The organism is Kribbella sp. NBC_00359, from assembly GCF_036097425.1.
Classification (GTDB): Bacteria; Actinomycetota; Actinomycetes; order Propionibacteriales; family Kribbellaceae; genus Kribbella.
Genome location: NZ_CP107975.1, coordinates 2028808 through 2051225, shown reverse-complemented (window position 1 = coordinate 2051225; position 22418 = coordinate 2028808). Strand labels below are relative to the sequence as shown.

The following is a 22418-nucleotide window of genomic DNA, read 5'->3' as shown; positions in this document are numbered from 1 at the left end:
CCGCACGAACTTCAACACGCGCCTCATGCCGGTGTCCGATTCGTTCAAGACGTGCGGTGCGATCTGCGCCAAGGTAGACCCATGGACATCTTCACCGCAGGTCGTGATTTCGTACGGCGGGACGCCCGGCTGCTCGAGAGCCGGCTGTTCGCCACACTCTTCGAGGACGCCGACGCGCAGGGCGTGGTCGACGCGCTCCGCGGTTATCAGAACGCCGACGGCGGCTTCGGTCACGGCTTGGAGCCGGACAAGCGGTGCCCGGACAGCCTCGCGCTCGACGTGGAGGTCGCATTCGACACCTTGCTCGCGGCGGGAGCCCGGGACGACCTGATGGTCCGCCGGGCGGTCGACTGGCTGGACCTGACGGCGAATCAGGACGGCGCGGTCTCGCTGTGCGCACCGGCCGTCGAGGACTATCCCCGCGCCGAACACATCACCGAATGGACCTACCAGCCCGGCCTCAACCCGACCGCGGGCCTGGTCGGCCGCCTGCACAAACTCGGCTTCGAGCACCCCTGGCGCGAGAAGGCCGGCGCCTGGTGCAGCGCGGAAGTGGCCAAGGGCTTCCCCGAGGACGCTCACGGGATGCGCGAGGTCCTCGAGTTCCTGGAGCACACCGACGACGTCGACCTCGATCGCGTCCGCGACTGGCTCCCCAAGCTGCAGTGGTTCCGGGCCGACGCCGCGGACCCGACGTACGGCGTCACCCCGCTGTCCTTCGCCCCCGCCCCGGACAGCTTCTGGCGCCCGCTCTTCACCGAGGCCCAACTGGAAGCCCACCTGGACCGCCTGCTCGCCGACCAGCAACCCGACGGCGGCTGGGCCATCACCTGGGAGCCCCCGGGCCCCGCGTCCACCCTCGCGTACCGAGGCATCGTCACCCTCGGCGCACTCCGCACCCTCAAGGCCTACAACAGGCTCTAGCCGGACTCGGCGGGATGTTCGACCTGGCGGTCGCCCCATTGGGTCATCAGACCGCGGGCGATCTCCAGGTCCTCCCGCAACGAACGGTCGGCGAGATCACTCGGTAGCGCCGACAGCGCGTCGGCCAGCCACGGGCCGACGGCGGCCGGTGCGAGATCCTCAGGCGTCAACCCGGCCAGGCGAATCGCCCGGACCGCGGTGACCAGCTCACTCGCGAGGACTTCCCGCAACGCGTCCAGGAGCTGAGCCGTCAGTACGGCGGCCTGTGGCGCGAAGCTGGCATGGTGTTCGGCGCCCCGGGACAGGGTTGCCGTACCGAGAGTGGCCGGCTGGGCGGACGACCGGACCGCGGCCAGCGCATCGTGGGCGACGTACTCGATCATCATCACGCCGGAGCTCGCCTCGGCCCCGCTGGCCAGGAACCGGCTGAGCCCGGTGTACTCCGGGTCGACCAGATTCGCGACCCGGGACGTCGACAGGGTCGCGACACTGTGCAGGCTCAGCCGGAGCGAGTCGAGGGCCAGCGCGATCGGCATCGCGTGCCAGTTGCCGTTGTGCAGCACGGTGTCGCCGGCCACGAGCGGGTTCTCCGCGGAGGCGTTGATGTCGATCCGAATACTGTTGCCCAGGGCATCCACATGGTCGACGGCCGGGCCGAGCACCTGTGCGAAAGCCCTGAGTCCGAAGGGATCCTGGATCCGGGCCGGTGGTAGCGGCAGGTCGTCGAGGAGTCCGCGCATCCGGCGTGCGACCCGGACCTGCCCCGGCTGCGGACGAGCCTCGTGCACGCGGACGTCGTACACCTCGGCGTTGCCGCGCAGGGCGACGTGCGAGAGGGCACCGACGAGCGGTACGACGTTGATCAGTGTGGTGGCCTCGACGTACGCGAGACAGCACTCGGCCAGCGTGATGGCGTTGCTGGACAGCAGAGGGAGTGCGCTGGTCCCGTCGATGACGTCGCCGAGTGCGAGCCCGAGCTCGGCCAGTGGTCCGAGGTCGCCGGTCCCGATCGCGCCGCCGCGGTGCAGGTCGGGCAGCTCGTCATCGTTGAGCAAGGCAACGATCGCGTCGGCGACCGCGGGCTCGAGCCCCGACCCGCCGGCCGCGAGCTGGTTCACCCGGATCAGCAGCCCGAGCCGGACCACGTCCTTCGGGTACGACGTCGTACCGGTGGTGGAATGCGATCCGAGCAACCGGGCGCCGTGCTCGGGGTCGGAGGTCAGTACGTCACGGTTGGCGCCGACCCCGGTGGTCCGCCCGTACACCGGCCGGTACCGGGCGACCTCGGCCACCGCGAGGGCCGACTCGTGCATCCGCTTCCGCGCGTCGTCACCCAGCCGCACGGCCGTCCGCCGCTGCCCGAGCGCCACCGCCTCGAGCGGCGTCAACCCACCACCCGTGAGCTCCACCGGTTCCATGGGCACAGTGTGATCCCCGGCACTCGACCCACATAGCACCCCCACCCAGCCGCCATCTCGAATCCGAGACATCTGGGTCAGCGTGCAGCTCGACAGGAGGTCATCGGCCCAAGTCGCCGCTGCCAGGCTCAGGCCCTCCTCGGCAGGCGCTTTCCGAGGGACAGGTCCTGTCGAGCTGCACATATCCGCCAACAAAAAACCCGCCGATCGGGTGATCGGCGGGTTTGGAAGCCAGGATTACTTCTGGCCGTAGCGCTTCTTGAACTTCTCCACGCGGCCCTGGGTGTCCATCACGCGCTGCTGGCCCGTGTAGAACGGGTGGCTGGCGGACGAGATCTCGACGTCGACGACCGGGTAGGTGTTCCCGTCGTGCCACTCGATGGTCTCGTTGCTCTCGCGCGTCGACCCGGTGAGGAAGCTGAAGTTGCCGGACTTGTCCCGGAAGACGACCCGGCGGTAGTCGGGGTGAATGGCGTTCTTCATGCTGCGGTACTTCCTTCCAAGTAGGGGGCGAACGGATCGGTCAGGGGGTGGACCGCTTCATCCGCACGAAGGACACAACCATCGAGGCGCTCCCGTAATTCCCGGACGTCCAGGCCGACTCCAGTGATGGACAGGTACGACGCGCGATCGCCGTACTCGGGGTGCCACTCGAGGGCCGAGCGGGCCTGATGCTGCTGCCCGACCGTGGACCAGCGGTCGGCCGGCAGATCGGCCAGCCACGGACCGAGGACGCCGAGCGCGATGTTGGTGCCGAAGCTGTCCCAGCTGAGCCGGTTGCGGTGTTGGGTCGCGATCCACAGCGTCCCCCGGCCGCGCGCCGTACCCACGACCAGATCCTCCAACGCGTCGTACAGCCGCTCGGGGTGGAACGGCCGGTCCGACTGCCAGACGAGCGTTCGCACCGGCCCGTCGTCCTGCGGAGCCGTGATCGACCCCGGCTCGGTCGCGTCCGGAGCTTGCAGGCGTACGCCGAGGAGCCCGGCCGGCGTGGTCCGGACGAGCAGCTGCGGGTTGATCGCCCGGACGAGTGCGCGGACGGTGTCGTCGTCGCTGCTGAGGACGGCCGCGTTCGCGTACTCCAGTTGGCGCGCGACCACCTCGGCGATGGCCCGGCCGTCCTCGGCGGCGGTCGGAATACCGCGATCCTGGATCAACTGGTCGCCGGTCAGGTCGTCGATCACGCTGCCCGTGTCGACCGTCGTGACAACCGCATCCACCCGGAGCTCGCCGGCGCCGTCCCGGGCGATCTCCTCGGTCAGGGCTTGGGTGTCTCCGGCGGACGGCAGGTCCACGATCGCGACGCCGTACTGCTCGACGGCTGCGATGCTGAGCAGCAACTCGACCAGCGAGCCGCGCATCGCGCAGGAGACGCACGGGTGGTCCATCCGGATCACCTCGCGGTCGATCACGCCGGTGGCGGTACGGGCGATCCGTACGACGGAGCCCTCGGTCAGGCCGCTGACGTCGTACTCGATCAGGACGCCGGCCGGTCCGGCGGCGGCCAGGGTGTTCCCCGCGACCGCGCCACGGAACTCCTCGTCGACACCCGTCAGCAAGGTCACCGGCAGCATCCGCACTCCCGTCTTATTGAAAACGATAACCAGTACAAAGTACCCTCCGAACCGGAATAGCCGCCACCCCACCGGTGTTCTCCTGAGCGAGGGTCACCCGCCAGGTGATCCAGGAAAGGACAGTATGGCCAAGCGCAACGACCTCCGCCCGATCGTGAAGCTCCGCAGCACGGCGGGCACCGGCTTCACCTATGTAACGCGCAAGAACCGGCGGAACAATCCCGACCGGCTCGTGATGCGCAAGTACGACCCGTCGGTCCGCCAGCACGTCGACTTCCGCGAAGAGCGGTAAGCCTTTCCGCAACCGCGACGTCGCCCCCGACGACCCTCCTGAAGCCAACCGGCTCCGCGGAGGGTCGTCGTACGTTCAGCCGTGGAGGCGGCGGGTCAGGGCTGTGGCGGCTTGGCGGATGCGGTGGGCCAGGAGGTGGCGGTCGGGTGCGGGTACGGCGTCGGTGCGGAAAGTGACGCTGATGGCGGCGGCCGGGTGGCCGGCGTGGTCGAGGGCAGCGCTGGCGACGGACGCGACGCCGGGAGTGATGAAGGAGTCCTCGACCGCGAAGCCCTGACGTTTCTCGTCCGCCAGGAGGCGGCGGAGTTGGGTGAGGGTCTGCGGTCCGTAGTCGGTGCGTCGTACGAAGCTCTCCGGGGTGGGGAAGAGCGCGCGGACCTGGGCCGGTGGGAGCTCGGCCAGGAGCGCACGGCCGGAGGCGGTGAGGGTGGCGGGGAGTCGTACGCCGACGTCGGTGACCAACGTGACCGGGCGAGGCGGCTGCTCTTTCAGCAGATAGACGAGCTCACGACCATGCAGTACGCCGAGGTGCGCGGTCTGCCCCACCTCCGCGACGAGCTGGACGAGCAACGGCCGCGCCAGCCGCTCGAGCGGGTCGTGCCGCAGATAGGCGGAGCCGATCTCGAACGCGGCCACTCCCAACCCGTACCGCTTCTCCTCGGGCAGGTGGACGACGAAGCCCTCGTCGATCATTGCCCGCAGCAAGTGGTACGTCGACGAGCGCGGCAGGCCGACCGCGGACGCGATGCGCTCCATCGGTACCGGTCCGGGCTGGGTGGCCAGGAACGTCAGCACCCGCAGAGTGCGGGTCGAGGCGGGAACGTTGCCGCTCACAACGGCAGACTAGCCGCCCCGGTCTCAGATTCCGGACGATTGCCGCTTCTTGGCGCGGCTCCGCTTCAACCAGAACCTTGCGCACTCGCCCGCCACGGCCAGCGCGAACAGCCCACCCGTGACGCCCCAGTCGAAATAGTCGTCGCCGGACACCAGCGAACCGACGACCAGGGACAGGACGCCGAAGAACACCAGCGTCAGCGCGAACCGGATCACAGCGCCTTCTCCGCCGTCCAGGCGCCCGACGACACGCGGTACCCGAGCCACTCGTTCACGGCGAGCATCGGCGCGTTCCCGGCGTCGTTCCCGGTGGATGCGATCCGGAACCCGGCATCCCGGGCCCGCGCCAGCGCGTGCGATTTCACCACCTTCGCCAGCCCACGTCCACGGGCCGACGGGATCGTCCCCGTCAGGTTCGACCAGATCATGCTTCGCTCCGGGTCTGCAGTCGTCGTCACAAAGGACAACACGGTGTCGCCGTCGAGCACCGCGATACTGAGATCGCGCCGCAGGTCCGGATGGTTCCAAGCACTTTCCAGCCACTCGTCGTACGCCGGACCGCCCGAAAGACCGCTGGGGTCGTCGTCACGCACGGCGGCCTCGGCCAGGTAGAGCTGCTGCGGATCCACCTGCTCGTAGTCGGCAACGCGAAGCCCGGACGGTGCCGCGACCGGCTCGCGGGCCGCGCTCAGCTCCGCCTTGGAATGGCTCATCCGGCGGCCGATGGTGAAGCCGCGCCGGGTCGCGAATCCCTTCGACTCGTCGTCATCGCCGACCACGACCAGCAATCGTGCCGCGCCGGCCTCGGCGGCGCGCGCAGTGACCTGGTCGAGCAGCGCGCTCCCGATCCCGAGCCGCCGCGACGCGGGCGCCACGTGGACGGTGATCCGTACCCGCGGTGCCTGCTCCGCCGGGTCGGGTCGATAGATGTTCGCGTAGCCGACCACCTCCGGGCCGTCGACCGCGACCAGGACGACGCGGCTCTTCGCACGGCGAAGTCCGGCTTCGACACCGCGGGCCGTCATCACCAGTTGCGGCATCGTGACGGCCCAGAGCCGGGCGATTCCGGCCGCGTCCTCCGGGGCCGCCGTCCGGATCTCGAACACCATTCCTGAACTCTACGGTGGCTGAGGGTTCACAGATGTCTCAGATCCGAGACAGAAAGTGCACGGCGCTGCTGTCGGTTGCGGGTGCCGCGCGGTGCAATGTTCGAGTGGAAGAGACCAGCAAGGTAACCGTCGGCGTCGGGCCGTTGACACCGGCCGACGTGGTCGCGGTGGCACGGCACGGAGCCCGGGTGGAGATCGACGACCAGGCCCTCGAGGAGATCGCGAAGTCACGCGCCGCGATCGAGGCCCTGGCCCACGCGGACACCCCGCACTACGGCGTCTCGACCGGCTTCGGCGCGCTCGCGACCCGGCACATCGCGCCCGAGTTGCGGGCCCAGTTGCAGCGCAGCCTGGTCCGGTCGCACGCGGCCGGCTCCGGGCCCGAGGTGGAGACAGAAGTGGTACGGGCGCTCGCCCTGCTGCGACTGTCGACCCTCGCCACCGGCCGGACCGGCGTGAAGGTCGAGACGGCCCAGGCGTACGCCGGTCTGCTCAACGCGCACCTGACTCCGGTGGTCCACGAGTACGGCAGCCTCGGCTGCTCCGGTGACCTCGCACCGCTGGCCCACGTCGCGCTCGCCGTGATGGGCGAAGGCCCGGTGAGAGATGCCGAGGGCAACCTTCTCGACGCCCGCGACGCGCTGCCCGCCCACGGACTGACCCCGGTCGTGCTGGCCGAGAAGGAAGGCCTCGCGCTGATCAACGGCACCGACGGGATGCTCGGCATGCTGGTGCTCGCGCTGGCCGATCTCGACCGCCTCTTCAAGACCGCCGACATCGCCGCCGCGATGAGCGTCGAGGGGCAGCTCGCCACCGACCGGGCGTTCGCCGCCGACCTGCAGGCGCTGCGTCCGCAGCCCGGCCAGGCGCTCGCCGCCGCCAACCTGCGCGCGATCCTCGCCGACAGCGCGATCGTCGCCAGCCATCGCGGGCCGGACTGCAACCGCGTCCAGGACGCCTACTCTTTGCGCTGCTCACCGCAGGTGCACGGCGCCGCGCGCGACACCGCCGCCCACGCGGCCACGGTCGCGGGATATGAGTTGGCCGCCGCGATCGACAACCCGGTCGTCCTCCCCGACGGACGGGTCGAGTCCAACGGCAACTTCCATGGCGCCCCGATCGGCTACGTGCTCGACTTCCTGGCGATCGCCGTGGCGGATGTGGCCAGCATCAGCGAACGCCGTACCGACCGCTTCCTCGACGTCGCGCGTAACCACGGGCTGAACGCCTTCCTGGCCGACGATCCCGGCGTCGACAGCGGTCACATGATCGCGCAGTACACGCAGGCCGCGATCGTGTCCGAGCTGAAGCGGCTCGCCGTACCGGCCAGCGTGGACTCGATCCCGAGCAGCGCGATGCAGGAGGACCACGTCTCGATGGGCTGGTCGGCTGCCCGCAAGCTGCGCAAGTCGATCGACGGGCTCCAGCGGGTGCTCGCGATCGAGATCCTCACCGCCGCGCGGGCGCTGGACCTGCGCGCGCCACTGACCCCGGCGCCGGCCACCGCCGCCGTCCGGACCGCCCTCCGGGAGTACGTCGAGGGGCCGGGCACCGACCGGCATCTCGCCCCCGAGCTCGAGCACTCCGTCCGGCTTGTTGCCGACGGCACCTATCTCACCGTCGCCGAGGCCGTCACCGGCCCACTGTCCTAGAAAGGCTGGATCACCCATGTCCGGACCCCGTCCTGTGCGCGCGCCCCGCGGTACCACCTTGACCGCCCGCGGCTGGCAGCAGGAGGCCGCGCTGCGGATGCTGCAGAACAACCTCGACCCCGAGGTCGCCGAACACCCCGACGAACTGGTCGTGTACGGCGGTTCCGGCAAGGCGGCCCGGGACTGGAACTCGTTCGACGCGATGGTCCGGACGCTGACCACGCTGAAGGACGACGAGACGATGCTGGTGCAGTCCGGCAAGCCGGTCGGCGTCATGCAGACCCACGAGTGGGCGCCGCGCGTACTGATCGCGAACTCGAACCTGGTCGGCGACTGGGCCACCTGGGAGGAGTTCCGCAAGCTCGAGGCGATGGGTCTGACCATGTACGGCCAGATGACGGCCGGCTCGTGGATCTACATCGGCACGCAAGGCATCCTGCAGGGCACGTACGAGACGTTCGGTGCGGTCGCGGAGAAGAAGTTCGGCGGTTCGCTGGCGGGCACCATCACGCTGACCGCGGGTCTCGGTGGCATGGGCGGCGCTCAGCCGCTCGCCGTCACCATGAACGATGGCGTCGCGATCTGCATCGACGTCGACTCCAGCCGGATCGACCGCCGGATCGAGCATCGGTATCTTGACGTCCGCGCCAAGTCGCTGGACGACGCGCTGCGGCTGGCCGAGGAGGCCAAGAAGGCCCGGCGGCCGCTGTCGATCGGTGTCCTGGGCAACGCCGCGGTGATCGTCCCGGAGCTGCTGCAGTTGGGTGCGCCGATCGATATCGTCACCGACCAGACCTCGGCGCACGACCCGCTGATGTATCTGCCGGTGGGCATCGACTTCGACGACTGGACCACCGCCCGCGAGAAGGACCCGGCCGGCTTCACCGAGCGCGCGCAGGCCTCGATGGCCCGGCACGTCGCCGCGATGGTCGGCTTCCAGGACGCGGGGGCCGAGGTGTTCGACTACGGCAACTCGATCCGCGACGAGGCCCGCAAGGCCGGGTACTCCCGTGCGTTCGAGTTCCCCGGCTTCGTGCCGGCGTACATCCGGCCCTTGTTCTGTGAGGGAAAGGGCCCGTTCCGGTGGGCCGCGCTGTCCGGCAACCCGGCCGACATCGCGAAGACGGACCAGGCGATCCTGGACCTGTTCCCGGACAACGAGCACCTGCGGCGCTGGATCACGCTGGCCGGCGAGCGGGTCGCGTTCCAGGGCCTGCCGGCACGGATCTGCTGGCTGGGCCAGGGCGAGCGGGACAAGGCCGGGGTGCGGTTCAACGACATGGTCGCCTCCGGTGAGCTCGAGGCGCCGATCGTGATCGGCCGGGACCACCTGGACACCGGCAGCGTCGCGTCGCCGTACCGGGAGACCGAAGGCATGCTGGACGGCTCGGACGCGATCGCGGACTGGCCGTTGCTGAACGCAATGGTGAACGTGGCCAGCGGCGCGTCCTGGGTGTCGATCCACCACGGCGGCGGCGTCGGCATCGGCCGGTCCATCCATGCCGGCCAGGTATCGGTTGCCGATGGCACCGACCTGGCCCGGCGGAAGCTGGAGCGGGTTCTCACCAACGACCCGGCGATGGGTGTCATCCGGCACGTCGACGCCGGCTACGACAAGGCAGTAGAGGTCGCCGACGAACGAGGGGTCCGGATCCCGATGCGGGAGAGCTGACTCCCCTGGCCGGGGCGGTGCGACAGGGCTGGAGATAGCACAGTGCGATCGTAGCAATGCCTACCGCTATGGTGCACTTTCTCGGGGATCGAGAAACCGTGCGATCACGTGGCATCGGTCTCGCGGTCCGCTAGGGTCGATCGGGCGACCGACGACGAGCGCGAAGGGGCGCAATGATCGAGTTCGAGGACGTCACCAAGCGGTATCCGGACGGCACCGTCGCCGTCGACACCCTGTCCCTGCGGATCCCGAGCAACCAGATCACCGTGTTCGTCGGGCCGTCCGGCTGCGGCAAGACCACGTCACTGCGGATGATCAACCGCACGATCGAACGCACCAGCGGCCGCATCTCGATCGACGGCGAGGACATCAACAGCAAGGACCCGGTCACGCTGCGGCGCGGCATCGGGTATGTGATCCAGCATGCCGGCCTGTTCCCGCACAAGACGGTGGTCGACAACGTCGCCACCGTGCCGAAGCTGCTCGGCTGGGACAAGCGCCGGACCCGCGACACCGCGATGGAGCTGCTCGAGCGCGTCGGCCTGGATCCCAAGCTGGCCCAGCGGTATCCGGCCCAGCTGTCCGGTGGCCAACAGCAACGAGTCGGCGTCGCCCGCGCCCTGGCCGCCGATCCGGCCATCATGCTGATGGACGAGCCGTTCAGTGCCGTCGACCCGATCGTGCGGCACCAGTTGCAGGAAGAGCTGCTCCGGCTGCAGCGCGACATCGGCAAGACCATCGTGTTCGTCACCCACGACATCGACGAGGCGATCAAGCTCGGCGACAACGTCGCCGTGCTGAAGGTCGGCGGCAAGCTTGCCCAGTTCGCTCCGCCCGCGGAGCTGCTGGCCAACCCGGTCGACGACTTCGTCCGGGGGTTCGTCGGACAGGATCGTGGTTACCGGGCTCTCACGTTCGTGCATCCCGACGAGTTGCCGGTCAAGCCGTTGCCACCTGAGCTCGCGCTGAAGGACGGCGTACCGGTCGGCTGGCGCAACGGCAGCGCGGAGACTCTGCTGCCGGTCGGCGCGGTCTTCAAGCGAGGCGACTCGCTCCGCGCCGCCCTCGACTCCGTCCTGACCTCCCCGAGCGGGTTGGGCGTCTGCGTCGACGACGAAGGCCGTGCCATCGGCGTAGTCGATCAAGGCACAGTAGCCGAGGCGTTGCGCCCATGACCTGGATTGGCGACAACTCCGGGCTGATTTGGGAGCAGTTGCGCGAACACGTCTATCTGTCGATCGTCCCGGTGATCCTCGGGCTGCTGATCGCGGTGCCGCTCGGGTATATCGCCACGCGGTACGGGTGGCTGGCCAATCCGTTGGTCGCGTTCGGCGGCGTGCTGTACTCGCTGCCGTCGATCGCGCTGTTCATCGTGATCCCGGCGGTCCTCGGTACCAAGGTGCTGTCCACGGTCAACATCATCGTCGCGCTGACCCTCTATACGGTGTCCCTGCTGATCCGTAACGTGATCGACGGACTCCGCTCCGTACCGGCCGAAGTGCGCCAGTCGGCGATCGCGGTCGGGTACAGCCCGTTGCACCGGCTGGTCGCGGTCGACCTGCCGATCGCCGTACCGGTGATCTTCGCCGGGCTGCGCGTCGTGACCGTGGCGAACATCTCGATGGTGAGTGTCGGCGCGGTGATCGGCATCGGCGGCCTGGGGGAGCTGTTCACGCTCGGCTTCCAGAAGGACTTCCTCACCCCGGTGGTGGTCGGGGTGGTGCTGTCGCTGCTGCTGGCGCTGTGCTGCGACCTGATCATCGTCACGGCGCAGCGGCTCCTCACCCCGTGGGCGCGCGTCGCGACTCCGGTGGCGGGGGTGGCCTGACATGTGGCAGTACCTCACCGACTCCTACAACTGGTCCGGCAATGAGGGGATCTGGGCGCGGATCGTCCAGCACCTCTGGTACACGTTCGCCGCGCTCGGGCTGTCCGCGGTGATCGCGCTGCCGATCGGCCTGTGGATCGGCCACACCCGGCGCGGCGCGTTCCTGGCGATCAACCTGGGTAACGCCGCCCGCGCCCTGCCGAGCCTCGGCCTGCTGATGATCGCCGTCCTGCTGACCAACCAGATCGGCTTCCTGCCGGTGCTGATCGCGCTGGTCGCGCTCGGTATCCCGCCGATCCTGGCCTCGACGTACGCCGGTCTGTCCGGTGTCGATCCGGCCACGATCGACGCGGCCCGGGGGATGGGGATGACCGGCCGGGAGATCCTGACCAAGGTGGAGATCCCGATCGCGCTGCCGCTGATCATCTCCGGTCTGCGCAGCGCCACCCTGCAGATCGTCTCGACAGCGACGATCGCCGCACTGGTGTCGCTCGGCGGCCTCGGCCGCTACGTGGTCGACGGGCTGAAGCTCCGCGACTTCCCGCAGATGTTCACCGGCGCCCTGCTGGTGGCCCTGCTCGCCATCGGGCTCGACGCGATCTTCGCGGCGATCGCCCGGCTCACGGTGTCGGAGGGCCTGAAGGCCAGGTGACACCGGTTTTGTCCGACGTATCTGATGAACTTGACGATCTGATGAATCTGCTGAACCGCCCCATCGAAACATCCATCGGCACCGGCCGGTGGCTGACGAGACTCTGGAGGCTCTCGTGTTGAGATCCACACTCATCCGTACTGCGATCGCCGGGGTGGCGGTGCTCGGCCTGGCTGGTTGCGGGGGTGGGGGCGACCAGCTCGGCAGCGACAACGCGGGCTCCTCGCCCGCGCCGTCCAAGGTGTCGAGTATCACCGTCGGGTCCGCCGACTTCTCCGAGAGCCAGCTGCTGGCGGAGATCTACGGGCAGGCGATCGCCGCCAAGGGCATCGAGGTGAAGAAGAAGCCGAACATCGGCAACCGCGAGACCTACATGGCCGCGATCAAGGACGGCTCGGTCGACCTGGTCCCGGAGTACACCGGCGCCTCGCTGGCGTACTTCGACAAGAACTCCACCGAGACCGACCCGGAGAAGGCGTACGAGGCCCTGAAGAAGGCGCTCACGCCCGGGCTCGAGGTGCTGGACAAGTCGCCGGCCGCCGACGAGGACACCATCGTGGTGACCAAGGCGACCGCGGACAAGTACAGCCTGAAGTCGCTGGCCGACCTGAAGGCCGTCGGCAAGGAGATGGTCGCGGGCGGTAGCTCGGAGTTCAAGGTCCGGTCCGCCGGCCTCAAGGGCCTGAAGGAGAAGTACGGCGTCGAGTTCAAGGAGTACAAGACGCTGGACGCCGGTGGCCCGCTGAGCATCAAGGCGCTGCTGGACAACCAGATCCAGCTGACGAACCTGTTCACCACCCAGTCGGTCATCAAGGAGCAGGGCCTGGTCCAGCTGGACGACCCGGAGCACATCCTGCCGCCGAACAACATCGTTCCGTTGATCCGGACCGACCACAAGTCGGACGAGATCGCCGCGACGCTGAACGCGGTGGACGCCAAGCTGACCACCGATACCCTGACCGATCTGGTCAAGCGCATCGACGTCGGCAAGGAGAGCGCGGACGCGGTGGCCAAGGACTGGCTGTCGAAGAACCCGCTGTCTTGAGTTTCGAATCCCTGTGGGCGGACCTGTCCGCCATCGGCCGTGACCCCGACACCGGCGGTTACCACCGAGGCGGCTGGACCCCCACCGAACGCGACGCGACGCACTGGTTCCAAGACCAGTGCGTCGCCCGCGGGCTGCACGTCGAGTCGGACGGCATCGGCAACCTCGTCGCCTGGTGGGACCCGCTGGACCGGCGTGGCGAGTCGGCCCACCGGCCGGGAGTCGTCACCGGGAGCCACCTGGACTCGGTGATCGATGGTGGGGCCTTCGACGGGCCGCTCGGGGTGGTGTCCGCGCTGGTCGCGGTCGATCAGTTGCGGGCGGAGGGGTTCGTGCCGTCGGTGCCGATCGGAGTCGGGGCCTTTGTCGAGGAGGAAGGGTCGCGGTTCGGGATGCCCTGCCTGGGGTCCCGGGTGGCTGCCGGGGTGTTGCCGGCTGAGAAGGCTCTTGGTTTGAAGGACCGGGCCGGGGTGTCGCTCAGTGCTGCGTTGGAGGCGGCCGGCACTGATCCTGCTGGAGTCGGGCCGTCCCCGTTGCTGGAGCGGATGGGGACGTTCGTCGAGTTGCATGTGGAGCAGGGGCGGGGGCTGACGGCTCCGGTGGGGGTGGCCAGTTCGATCTGGCCGCATGGCAGGTATCGGTTCACGTTCGGCGGGGAGGCCAACCATGCCGGTACGACGCTGATGGAGGACCGGCACGACCCGATGCTCACGTACGCCATGACCGCGCTGGCCGCGAACAAGCAGGCCCGCCTCGCCGGTGCCCGCGCGACGTTCGGGCGGCTGTCCGTGGAGCCCAACGGCACCAACGCCGTACCGTCGCAGGTCACCGCCTGGCTGGACGCCCGCGCCGCCACCGACGACATCCTGCAGTCGTTGCTGGCAGCAATCACCAAGCAGGCAACCGAGCGGGCCGAGCGGGACGGTACGACGCTTGAGGTGGTCGCCGAATCGGTCTCGCCGATCGTCGACTTCCCGACCGGGCTACGGGACCGGCTGGTCGGCGTACTGAATGGTGCGCCCGTGCTTCCGACCGGTGCCGGTCACGATGCCGGGGTGTTCTCCGCGGCCGGCATCCCGACCGCGATGCTGTTCGTCCGGAACCCGACCGGCGTGTCCCATTCACCCGCCGAGTACGCCGAGCTGGACGACTGTCTCGCCGGCGTCGACGCGCTGGCCGCCGTACTGAAGGATCTCGCCACGTGACGTCGTACTGGTGCTCGACCGCCCTGCTACCAACCGGCATCACCGAGGGCGTGCTGGTGACGGTCGCCGACGGGCGGTTCGCTTCCATCGAGACCGATGTGGATCCGGGCGACGCTGTACGGCTGGACGGCCTCGTGCTTCCAGGGCTGGCCAACTGTCACAGTCACGCGTTCCACCGGGCTCTCCGCGGGCGGACGCAGACCGAGCGCGGCACCTTCTGGACCTGGCGCGACCAGATGTACGCCGTCGCCGCGGCACTCAGGCCGGACACGTACTACGACCTCGCCCGCGCCGTCTACGGCGAGATGCTGCTCGCCGGGATCACCGCGGTCGGCGAGTTCCACTACCTGCACCACGCCCCGGGCGGCCGCCACTACGACGACCCGAACGCCATGGGTACGGCGCTGATCGCGGCGGCTCGCGACGCCGGGATCCGGATCGCCTTGCTGGACACCTGTTATCTCGCCGGCGGCATCGACCAACCGCTCAACGAGGTGCAGCAACGTTTCAGCGACGGCGACGCCGCGAGCTGGGCCGCACGGGTCTCCTCGCTGTCCGGATCCGATGACGTCGTGATCGGTGCGGCGGCGCATTCGGTCCGCGGGGTGCCGCCGGAGCAGATCGGTGCGGTCGCGTCGGCGTTCCCCGACGTACCACTCCATGTGCACCTGTCCGAGCAGGTCGCGGAGAACGCAGCCTGCCTCGAGGCGTACGGCCGGACGCCCGCGCAGGTGCTCGACGAGGCTGGGTTCCTCAGCGGCCGCACGAGCGCCGTCCACGCGACGCATCTCACCGATGTCGATGTCCGGCTGCTCGGCAGCTCGGCGACGTACTCGTGCTTCTGCCCGACCACCGAGCGGGATCTGGCCGACGGGATCGGCCCGTCGGTGGCGCTCCGCGACGCCGGGTCGCCGTTGACGCTCGGGTCCGACAGCCACGCGGTGATCGACCTGTTCGAAGAGATGCGCGCGGTGGAACTGGACGAGCGGCTCGCCTCCCAGGAGCGCGGCCACTGGTCGGCAGCGGAACTCCTCAAAGCCGCAACGGCCGACGGGCACCGGTCGATCGGGTTCGACGACGCCGGCGTGATCGCGGTGGGCGCCCGTGCCGACCTGGTCGCGGTCCGGCTGGACAGCGTGCGTACGGCGGGAACCGGCGGGACTGTGGAGACCGCCGTGTTCGCGGCATCGGCTGCTGACGTGAGTGATGTGATTGTGTCCGGCAAGCTTTTGGTTGCTGATGGCAAGCATACGAACCTTCATGTGGCGGCCGAGCTGGCGGCCTCGATCGCGGCGGTGACACGGTGACTTCTCTACTGTTGACGGACATCGGTTCGCTGGTGACGAACGACCCAGCGCGTGGCGACCTGCTCGGTGAGCTGCACGACGCGGCCCTGGTGATCGAGGGCAGCAAGGTCGCGTGGGTCGGCAGCCGGCGCGAGGCGCCCGCAGCTGACGAAGTCCTGGAGTTGGGTGGGCGTGCGGTGATCCCCGGTTTCGTGGACTCGCACTCCCATCTGGTGTTCGCCGGCGACCGGGCCGAGGAGTTCGCGGCCCGCATGACGGGTACGCCGTACTCCGCCGGTGGGATCCGGACCACGGTCGCGGCAACCCGGCAGGCCACGGATGAGCAGCTCACGGCGAACGTCGCCCGGCTGGTGACGGAGATGCGGCGCCAGGGCACGACGACGGTCGAGATCAAGTCCGGGTACGGGCTGACGGTGGGCGACGAGGCGCGGGCGCTGGAGATCGCGGGGCACTTCACCGACGAGACGACGTACCTCGGGGCGCACGTCGTACCCGCCGAGTACGCCGACGACCCGGCGGGCTACGTGTCGCTGGTGACCGGGCCGATGCTCGAGGCAGTCGTGGGGCACGCCAAGTGGATCGATGTCTTCGTCGAGCGCGGTGCCTTCGACGAGGACCAGGGTCGCGCGATCCTCGAGGCCGGCCTGGCGCGCGGCCTGGAGGCCCGCGTCCACGCCAACCAGCTCGGCGAGGGTCCCGGGGTCCAGCTGGCGTGCTCGGTCGGCGCCGCAGCGGCCGACCACTGCACCTATCTCACCGACGTCGACGTCGACGCCTTGGCTTCCACGGGCGTGGTCGCCGGTCTCCTCCCGGCGATCGAGTTCTCCACGCGTTCGCCGTACCCCAACGCCCGACGCCTCCTCGACGCCGGCGTCACCGTAGCCCTCGCCACCGACTGCAACCCGGGCTCCGGCTACTCGTCCTCGATGCCGTTCTGCATCGCCCTGGCCGTCCGCGAGATGCACATGACGCCCGCCGAGGCCCTCTGGTCCGCCACAGCTGGCGGCGCCGCGTCCCTCCGCCGAAGTGACATTGGTCACTTAGCCCCCGGCGCCCAGGCAGACCTGACCATCCTCAACGCCCCCACCCACCTACACCTCTCCTACCGCCCGGGAGTCCCCCTGATCTCCCAGACGTTCCTAGGCGGCCGACCGGTCTAGGTGAGGTCCTTCGTGAGGAGGGTTGTGGTGGTGCCGTTGGCCAGGCGTTGTTTGGCTACCTCGACGTAGCCGCGGTTGGTGTGGAACGCGAGGCCGGCGAGGTCGGGTGGGTCGGTGCGGACCCGGGTGGCGGCGCGCTCGAAGGGTTTGGCGGCGCGTTCGATCGCGCCGTACACCTGCGAGGCGAGGCCCTCGCGGCGGTGCTCGGGGGCGATCACGATCCGCTCGATGAACAGGAAGCGGCTCGCGTACGTGGCCGCGAACCACTGGAACTCGAGGCCGTCGTACGCCGACCCCGGGGTGAAGGTGAGCAGGAAGCCGGCCGGACGGCCGTCGAGGTCGACCACGGCCGCGTGGGCGGCGATCAGGCGGAGCCAGTCAAGGCGGTCGGGGCCGAGTGGTTCGACCAGACCCTCCGCGGTGGCGTTGAGCGCAAGTACCGCGGCGAGGTCAGCGGCGGTCATAGGGCGGAGTCTCACGGTGACACCCTCCCACGGAAAACCTTTTCTGCGGCAGGGGTCAGTTCGGGTGCTCCCTGGCCCGACCCTGGACAGGACCCGGAAAATGGGGGCCTGCCTTGGGAATGACCTGTGCGGTGTGCCATGTTGAGTCTAGTGAACTCAAGTTTGTTCAGTCACGGATTTGAAACCGAGGCCGGCGAACGGCAACATTGAGTCTGCATCACTCAACTCTGTGGAGGTAAAGCATGGCCCGCGCGGTCGGTATCGATCTGGGTACGACGAACTCCGTCATCGCCGTACTCGAGGGTGGCGAGCCCACCGTCATCCCCAACGCCGAGGGAGCGCGTACGACGCCCTCGGTGGTGGCCTTCGCCAAGAACGGCGAGGTCCTGGTCGGCGAGGTGGCGAAGCGCCAGGCCACCACGAACGTCGACCGCACCATCCGCTCCGTCAAGCGTCACATGGGCGAGAGCTGGAGCGTCGACATCGACGGCAAGAAGTTCACGCCGCAGCAGATCAGCGCGTTCGTGCTGCAGAAGCTGAAGCGGGACGCCGAGGCGTACCTCGGGGAGCAGGTCACCGACGCGGTCATCACCGTGCCGGCCTACTTCTCCGACGCGCAGCGCCAGGCGACCAAGGAGGCCGGCGAGATCGCGGGCCTGAAGGTGCACCGGATCGTCAACGAGCCGACCGCGGCCGCGCTCGCCTACGGCCTGGACAAGGGCACCGAGCAGACCATCCTGGTCTTCGACCTCGGTGGTGGCACGTTCGACGTGTCGCTGCTGGAGATCGGCGACGGCGTCTTCGAGGTGAAGGCGACCAGCGGTGACAACCACCTCGGTGGTGACGACTGGGACATGCGGATCGTGCAGTGGCTGGTGACCCAGTTCAAGAACAAGAACGGCACCGACCTGTCCGGCGACAAGATGGCCATGCAGCGCCTCACCGAGGCCGCCGAGAAGGCCAAGATCGAGCTGTCCGCCGCGGCCGAGACCACGATCCACCTGCCGTACCTCAGCCTGACCGAGTCCGGCCCGCTGCACCTGGAGGAGAAGCTCTCCCGGGCCGAGTTCCAGAAGATGACCAACGACCTGCTGGAGCGCGCCCGCGCCCCGTTCAAGGCCGTCATCAAGGACGCCGGCATCGACGTGTCGAAGATCGACCACGTGATCCTGGTCGGCGGCTCCACCCGGATGCCCGCGGTGGCCGAGCTGGTCAAGGAGCTGACCGGTGGCAAGGACCCGAACAAAGGTGTGAACCCGGACGAGGTCGTCGCGGTCGGCGCCTCCCTGCAGGCCGGTGTGCTGAAGGGTGAGGTCAAGGACGTCCTGCTGCTCGACGTGACCCCGCTGAGCCTGGGCATCGAGACCAAGGGCGGCGTGTTCACCAAGATCATCGAGCGCAACACCACGATCCCGACCAAGGGCTCGGAGATCTTCACCACGGCCGAGGACAACCAGCCGTCGGTGATGATCCAGGTCTACCAGGGCGAGCGGGAGATGGCGCGCGACAACAAGTCGCTCGGCAACTTCGAGCTGACCGGCCTGCCGCCGGCGCCGCGCAACGTGCCGCAGATCGAGGTCACCTTCGACATCGACGCGAACGGCATCGTGCACGTGAACGCGAAGGACCTGGCCACCGGCAAGGAGCAGCGGATGACGGTCACGGGTGGCTCCGCGCTGCCGAAGACCGACATCGACCAGATGGTCCGCGACGCCGAGCAGTACGCCGAGGAGGACCGGTTGCGCCGCGAGGCGGTCGAGTCCCGCAACCAGGCGGAGAGCTTGGTCTACCAGACCGAGAAGTTCCTGCAGGAGAACGAGGACAAGATCCCCGACGACGTCAAGACCGAGGTCAAGGACGGCGTCGCGGAGCTGAAGAAGGCCCTCGAGGGTGACGACGCCGACGCGATCAAGGCCGCGTCGGAGAAGCTCGCCCAGTCCAGCCAGAAGATGGGTGCCGCGATGTACGCGAACGCCCAGGCCGCCGGCAGTTCCGAGGACAGCAGCTCCGCGTCCGACGAGAGCAGCTCGAGCAGCGACGACGACGTCGTCGACGCCGAGATCGTGGACGAGGACCGGCCGCAGGACAAGACGGAGGACAAGTGACGGATCGACCGACTGGCAGCGAGTTCGGCGACGGCGAGCCCGTCGTCCGGGACAAGCGCCGGATCGACCCGGACACCGGCGCGGCGCGGGAGCCTTCCGGGGCTCCCGCGGCCGGCGCCGCACCGGGCATGCCGGGCACCCCGGGCGCGCAGCCGCCGCGGGACCCGTCCGATCTGATCGGCCCGTCCGCCCAGGAGGCACTGTTGACCGAGGCGCTCGCCGAGCGTACGGCGGACCTGCAGCGACTGCAGGCCGAGTACGTCAACTACAAGCGCCGGGTGGACCGGGACCGGGAGGCTTCGCGGGAGCTCGTGATCGGCTCGGTGCTGACCGAGCTGCTCGGGATCCTGGACGACGTCGGCCGGGCCCGGGAAGCGGGTGAGCTCGAGGGCGCGTTCAAGGCGGTCGCCGAATCGCTGGAACGGGTCACCGAGAAGCTCGGCCTGGTGAAGTTCGGCGAGAAGGGTGACACCTTCGACCCGCGCATCCACGAGGCCCTGCTGCACAACTACTCCGACGAGGTGGACGGTCCGACCGCGACCATGGTCATGCAGCCGGGGTACCGCCTCGGCGAGCGTGTCCTGCGGGCGGCCCGGGTGGCCGTGTCGGAGCCGACCGAGCAACTGCCGGCCGACGCCGCCAAGGCCGACGTACCGGTGGAGAGCACAGATGAAGACGCGGACAGGTCCGCGGAGTAACGACCACGACGGGAGGGGAGGCGTCAAGTGAGCACGAAGGACTGGCTCGAGAAGGACTTCTACAAGGTTCTCGGCGTCTCCAAGACCGCCGAGGCCGATGAGATCAAGAAGGCCTACCGCAAGCTGGCGCGCAAGTACCACCCCGACTCCAATGCCGGTGACGCGTCCGCGGAGGCCAAGTTCAAGGAGGTCTCCGAGGCGTACGACGTCGTCGGCGACCCGAAGAAGCGCAAGGAGTACGACGAGGCCCGCCGGCTGTTCGGCAGCGGCGGCTTCCGGATGCCGAGTGGCAGCAGTCAGGGCGGCGGCGGGTTCAACTTCGACGTCGGCGACCTGTTCAACCGCGGCGGTGGCTCCGGTGGCAGTGGCGGCGGTCTCGGCGACATCCTGGGCGGCATGTTCGGCGGTGGTGGCCGGACCACGACCACCACGTCGACGGCCCGGCCGCGGCGCGGTGCGGACATCGAGACCGAGGCGACGATCGAGTTCGCCGAGGCCGTGAACGGTGTCACCGTCGGGCTGCGGATGACCAGCGACGAGCCGTGCAAGACCTGCCGGGGCACCGGCGCGAAGTACGGCACGGTGCCCAAGGTCTGCCTCAAGTGCGAGGGCACGGGCATGCAGACCTCGGTCCAGGGCGGCGTGTTCGCCATGACCGAGCCGTGCACCGAGTGCAAGGGGCGCGGCCTGGTCGTCGACGAGCCGTGCGAGACCTGCCACGGCTCCGGCCGCGGCCAGTCGAGCAAGACCATGCAGGTCCGCATCCCCGCGGGCGTGCAGGACGGTCAGCGGATCCGCCTGAAGGGCAAGGGCGCGGCGGGCGAACGGGGTGGCCCCGCGGGCGACCTCTACGTCACCGTGCATGTGAAGTCGCACCGGATCTTCGGCCGCCAGGGCGAGCACCTGACGCTGAATGTCCCGGTGAGCTTCACCGAGGCCGCGCTGGGCGCCGAGATCAAGGTCCCGACCCTGGACGGCATGCCGGTCACGGTCCGGATCCCTGCCGGTACGGCGAACGGCAGCAAGCTGCGCGTCCGTGGCAAGGGCTCGGTCCGGCGGGACGGCACCAAGGGCGACATCCTGCTCACCCTCGAGGTACAGGTCCCGCACGAGCTGACCGACGAGCAGCGCGCCAAGCTGCAGGAGTTCAACTCGGCGTCGGACCACCCTGACCTGCGGGCCGGGTTGTTCGGGAGCTCGTGATGGGCCTCCCGTTCAGCCAGGTGCCGACCTGGGACGACCGCACCCCGATCTACGTGATCTCGGTGGCGGCCCAGCTGGCCGGCATGCACCCGCAGACCCTGCGCCAGTACGACCGGCTCGGCCTCGTGGTGCCGAGCCGGGCGTCCGGCCGCGGCCGGCGGTACTCGGCGTACGACGTGGCGAGGCTTCGCTACGTGCAGCACCTGTCCCAGGAAGAGGGCGTCAACCTGGCGGGAATTCGGCACATCCTCGCGCTACAGTCGGAGGTGGAGGACCTGCGAAGGCGGGTCAACCAGCTCCTCGCAGAAGTCCAGCGCGGTGTCGGTGTGTCCCGGCAGAGCACCAACAGCCGGGTGTTCTCAGCCGGTCCGGCCGGCGACGTGATCGCCATGGGCCGGCAGCAGACCACGACCCGCTGGATCCGGACCCAGCCACTGGAGCTGGGTCCCCGCTGACCCAGCATTCTCCGACCACCGGAGGATTCCCGAACCCACCCTTCGGATCCTCCGGTCCGTGGAGGTCGTCGTCCCCCCGACGCCTCCACCGTCGAAGGCGCGCTATCCCCCCCAGCGCCCTTCGGCCCCCGCAGGGTGGTCCGTTCCAGGACCGCCCTGCGGCTCGCTCGCAACGGAGCCCCCGGCCGCACGGCCGGGGCTCCGCGCGTTCATCTCCCGGTCACCGCGGGCCATGTTGTCTGCGGCCGTTCACCGCCTACTCTGGCGAGGTGACACTCAGTCTGCAGACAGACCGGCTGATCATCCGGGACTGGGAAGAAGACGACGCCGAGGCCGCGCTGGAGATCTACGGCTCGGCCGATGTGGCGCCCTGGCTGTCGCCGGCCATCGAGAAGGTCCCCGACGTCGCCAGCATGCGGCTCATCCTGCAGGCCTGGATCGAGGCCCAGCCGAACTTCGTCCTCCCCGCGGGCCGGTGGGCCGTTGCCCGCCGGGACAACGGTGAGGTCGTCGGCGCACTGGTGATCCGCCTGCTCCCGCCGTACGAGGAGGACCTGGAGATCGGCTGGCAGCTGCGGCCGAGCGCCTGGGGTCATGGGTACGCGACCGAGGCCAGCCGCGAGCTGATGCGCTGGGCGTTCAAGGAAGGTGCCGTCGACGAGCTGTTCGCCGTCGCCCGCCCGAACAACAAACGCGCCATCGCCACGGCCCGCCGGCTCGAGATGCAGTGGGTCGGCGAGACCGACAAGTACTACGACCTGAATCTGCAGGTCTACCGCATCCGCGCCTCGGAGTTCAGGGCCTGAAGCAACCAGCGGCTG

The 22418-nt window shown here is 69.2% G+C and carries 23 protein-coding genes; 16 read left to right on the top strand and 7 right to left on the bottom strand.

What is annotated here, in order from left to right; all coding sequences use genetic code 11:
• Positions 1-81: 81 nt before the first annotated feature.
• Positions 82-924, top strand: a complete 843-nt coding sequence (locus OG876_RS10025) for a hypothetical protein (protein WP_328524521.1) — start codon at positions 82-84, stop codon at positions 922-924.
• Here OG876_RS10025 and OG876_RS10020 read toward each other — a convergent pair.
• From OG876_RS10020 to OG876_RS10010, 3 genes are all read right to left on the bottom strand, one after another.
• On the bottom strand, positions 921-2342 hold the full coding sequence (locus OG876_RS10020; protein WP_328524520.1) for an aromatic amino acid lyase: 1422 nt from the start codon (positions 2340-2342) through the stop codon (positions 921-923). The genes OG876_RS10025 and OG876_RS10020 overlap by 4 nt on opposite strands.
• Positions 2343-2579: 237 nt before the next feature.
• On the bottom strand, positions 2580-2825 hold the full coding sequence (locus OG876_RS10015; RefSeq protein WP_328524519.1) for a type B 50S ribosomal protein L31: 246 nt from the start codon (positions 2823-2825) through the stop codon (positions 2580-2582).
• Entirely contained in the window at positions 2822-3916 is a 1095-nt protein-coding gene (locus OG876_RS10010; RefSeq protein WP_328524518.1) for a GTP-binding protein, read from the bottom strand. Before OG876_RS10010 ends, OG876_RS10015 begins: the two co-directional genes overlap by 4 nt.
• Positions 3917-4040: 124 nt before the next feature.
• On the opposite strand from OG876_RS10010, the gene rpmG reads away from it, so the two are divergent.
• Positions 4041-4208 carry a 50S ribosomal protein L33 gene (gene rpmG, locus OG876_RS10005; protein ID WP_328524517.1) on the top strand — a complete coding sequence of 56 codons (168 nt, stop codon included), beginning with the start codon at positions 4041-4043 and terminating at the stop codon, positions 4206-4208.
• Positions 4209-4283: 75 nt separating this feature from the next.
• On the opposite strand, the gene OG876_RS10000 is transcribed toward rpmG, so the two are convergent.
• From OG876_RS10000 to OG876_RS09990, 3 genes are read right to left on the bottom strand one after another with little or no spacing between them, the layout of a single operon-like run.
• Complete coding sequence (locus OG876_RS10000; RefSeq protein WP_328524516.1) at positions 4284-5042, bottom strand: IclR family transcriptional regulator; 759 nt, start codon at positions 5040-5042, stop codon at positions 4284-4286.
• Between the two features lie 24 nt (positions 5043-5066).
• Entirely contained in the window at positions 5067-5258 is a 192-nt protein-coding gene (locus tag OG876_RS09995; protein WP_328524515.1) for a hypothetical protein, read from the bottom strand.
• A complete protein-coding gene (locus OG876_RS09990; RefSeq protein ID WP_328524514.1) occupies positions 5255-6151 on the bottom strand; it encodes a GNAT family N-acetyltransferase in 897 nt (298 codons plus the stop codon). The genes OG876_RS09995 and OG876_RS09990 overlap by 4 nt, the downstream gene beginning before the upstream one ends.
• Positions 6152-6255: 104 nt before the next feature.
• On the opposite strand from OG876_RS09990, the gene hutH reads away from it, so the two are divergent.
• The 9 genes from hutH to hutI all read left to right on the top strand — a co-directional run bounded on the left by hutH (position 6256) and on the right by hutI (position 16672).
• The gene (hutH, locus tag OG876_RS09985) at positions 6256-7803 is read left to right on the top strand and encodes a histidine ammonia-lyase (protein ID WP_328524513.1); all 1548 of its coding nucleotides are present in this window, start codon (positions 6256-6258) and stop codon (positions 7801-7803) included.
• 16 nt (positions 7804-7819) lie between these two features.
• Positions 7820-9475, top strand: coding sequence for a urocanate hydratase (gene hutU / locus OG876_RS09980; protein ID WP_328524512.1), 1656 nt, complete (start codon positions 7820-7822; stop codon positions 9473-9475).
• A 173-nt stretch (positions 9476-9648) separates the two neighbouring features.
• Positions 9649-10650, top strand: a complete 1002-nt coding sequence (locus OG876_RS09975) for an ABC transporter ATP-binding protein (protein WP_328524511.1) — start codon at positions 9649-9651, stop codon at positions 10648-10650.
• Positions 10647-11303, top strand: coding sequence for an ABC transporter permease (locus tag OG876_RS09970; RefSeq protein ID WP_328524510.1), 657 nt, complete (start codon positions 10647-10649; stop codon positions 11301-11303). The genes OG876_RS09975 and OG876_RS09970 overlap by 4 nt, the downstream gene beginning before the upstream one ends.
• Position 11304: 1 nt before the next feature.
• Positions 11305-11955, top strand: a complete 651-nt coding sequence (locus tag OG876_RS09965; protein WP_328524509.1) for an ABC transporter permease — start codon at positions 11305-11307, stop codon at positions 11953-11955.
• A 115-nt stretch (positions 11956-12070) separates the two neighbouring features.
• Entirely contained in the window at positions 12071-13000 is a 930-nt protein-coding gene (locus OG876_RS09960) for an ABC transporter substrate-binding protein (protein WP_328524508.1), read from the top strand.
• Positions 12997-14205, top strand: coding sequence for an allantoate amidohydrolase (locus OG876_RS09955; RefSeq protein ID WP_328524507.1), 1209 nt, complete (start codon positions 12997-12999; stop codon positions 14203-14205). Before OG876_RS09960 ends, OG876_RS09955 begins: the two co-directional genes overlap by 4 nt.
• Positions 14202-15512: a formimidoylglutamate deiminase gene (locus OG876_RS09950; RefSeq protein WP_328524506.1), complete on the top strand. Its 1311-nt coding sequence runs from the start codon at positions 14202-14204 to the stop codon at positions 15510-15512. The genes OG876_RS09955 and OG876_RS09950 overlap by 4 nt, the downstream gene beginning before the upstream one ends.
• The gene (gene hutI, locus OG876_RS09945) at positions 15509-16672 is read left to right on the top strand and encodes an imidazolonepropionase (RefSeq protein WP_328524505.1); all 1164 of its coding nucleotides are present in this window, start codon (positions 15509-15511) and stop codon (positions 16670-16672) included. Before OG876_RS09950 ends, hutI begins: the two co-directional genes overlap by 4 nt.
• On the opposite strand, the gene OG876_RS09940 is transcribed toward hutI, so the two are convergent.
• Complete coding sequence (locus tag OG876_RS09940) at positions 16669-17136, bottom strand: GNAT family N-acetyltransferase (protein ID WP_328524504.1); 468 nt, start codon at positions 17134-17136, stop codon at positions 16669-16671. The genes hutI and OG876_RS09940 overlap by 4 nt on opposite strands.
• 242 nt (positions 17137-17378) lie before the next feature.
• On the opposite strand from OG876_RS09940, the gene dnaK reads away from it, so the two are divergent.
• The 5 genes from dnaK (at position 17379) to OG876_RS09915 (ending at position 22403) form a co-directional block, all read left to right on the top strand.
• Positions 17379-19241 (top strand): molecular chaperone DnaK, encoded by a 1863-nt coding sequence (dnaK, locus tag OG876_RS09935; RefSeq protein WP_328524503.1) that lies wholly within the window; start codon positions 17379-17381, stop codon positions 19239-19241.
• The gene (gene grpE, locus OG876_RS09930; protein WP_328524502.1) at positions 19238-19939 is read left to right on the top strand and encodes a nucleotide exchange factor GrpE; all 702 of its coding nucleotides are present in this window, start codon (positions 19238-19240) and stop codon (positions 19937-19939) included. The genes dnaK and grpE overlap by 4 nt, the downstream gene beginning before the upstream one ends.
• Before the next feature lie 27 nt (positions 19940-19966).
• Positions 19967-21142: a molecular chaperone DnaJ gene (gene dnaJ, locus OG876_RS09925; protein WP_328524501.1), complete on the top strand. Its 1176-nt coding sequence runs from the start codon at positions 19967-19969 to the stop codon at positions 21140-21142.
• On the top strand, positions 21142-21597 hold the full coding sequence (locus tag OG876_RS09920) for a heat shock protein transcriptional repressor HspR (protein ID WP_328524500.1): 456 nt from the start codon (positions 21142-21144) through the stop codon (positions 21595-21597). Before dnaJ ends, OG876_RS09920 begins: the two co-directional genes overlap by 1 nt.
• Before the next feature lie 269 nt (positions 21598-21866).
• Entirely contained in the window at positions 21867-22403 is a 537-nt protein-coding gene (locus OG876_RS09915) for a GNAT family N-acetyltransferase (RefSeq protein ID WP_328524499.1), read from the top strand.
• Positions 22404-22418 lie beyond the last annotated feature (15 nt).